The organism is Psychrobacter sp. 1U2 (genome assembly GCF_051847575.1).
In genome coordinates, this window is record NZ_JBPYDC010000504.1 from 1 (window position 1) to 1,018 (window position 1,018).

Here is a 1,018-nt window from a genome sequence, read left to right on the forward strand (position 1 = left end):
ATCATCGCACCATGTTTACCCTCGCGATTGCCACCAGTATCGATGCCATGGCGGCTGGTTTTACTTTAAACCTACTCGATCTTGATGCGTGGTTTGCTTGTGTGATCATCGCGATTGTCACGGCTATCTTTAGCGCAGTGGGCATCTATTTGGGCAAAAAATCAGGTACGGATCTTGAAGATAAAGCAGAAGCACTCGGCGGCATCGTATTGGTTTTGATTGGGCTCAAAATTATGTTTTTTAGCTAAATAGATACGTTATTTTATGCTCAAATAAAAAGCCGCTATAAATCTTTATAGCGGCTTTTTTGTTTCACGTGAAACTCTGTTAATACGCTTTGGCAATGATTATGCTTCGTCAATACTAAATCGCCATGCTAAGACACGGGTGTTTTTTTGTCCTTGGCTCATCTCAATAATACGCATCTGCGCGACGCCAAGCTCTTTTAATAATTGCTGTAACGGTTTTACATTCTCAGATTTTGAGACTAGGCTAGTAAACCAACCAACATGCTCAGCATAGTTTTGGCTCTCTTTTATCATATTACTCAAAAAAGCAATTTCACCACCTTCAGACCATAATTCTTTATGTTGACCGCCAAAGTTGAGGTTTTGCGCGGCATTACCTGACTTTGTAGAGTGACGACTGATTTGTGTACTTTCGTTTTTGCCCCGGTGTCTTTGTAGATTGTGTTGTTTACGGCTATTTGCTTGCAAGGCTTCATCCAAGGAGGCATGGAAGGGCGGATTACAAACCACCACATCAAAGTAGTCTTGACGTCCAATGATATTTTTAAAAATATATTTTGGCTCGGGTTGCAGTTTGACCTTAATCGCGCCTTTTAGTTTTGGGTTCGCCTGACAAATAACGCTTGCGGTATTGACAGAAACGGGGTCAATATCGCTTGCAGTAAAGCGCCAGCCATAGCTTTGACTGCCGATAATAGGGTAGATGGCGCTGGCACCCGTAGCCGATATCTAGCGCATGGATATCTTTGCCCGTGGGCGGGGTATTATCA

The 1,018-nt window shown here is 42.9% G+C and carries 1 protein-coding gene and 1 pseudogene; one reads left to right on the forward strand and one right to left on the reverse strand.

Going from position 1 to position 1,018, the window contains the following annotated elements; genetic code table 11:
* The coding region (locus tag ACS8FD_RS16890) for a manganese efflux pump (protein WP_439276693.1) at nucleotides 1-248 on the forward strand (248 nt) is incomplete at its 5' end.
* 99 nt (nucleotides 249-347) lie between these two features.
* Here ACS8FD_RS16890 and ACS8FD_RS16895 read toward each other — a convergent pair.
* Nucleotides 348-1,018 (reverse strand): annotated as a pseudogene (locus ACS8FD_RS16895) (RlmF-related methyltransferase); the annotation flags it as partial.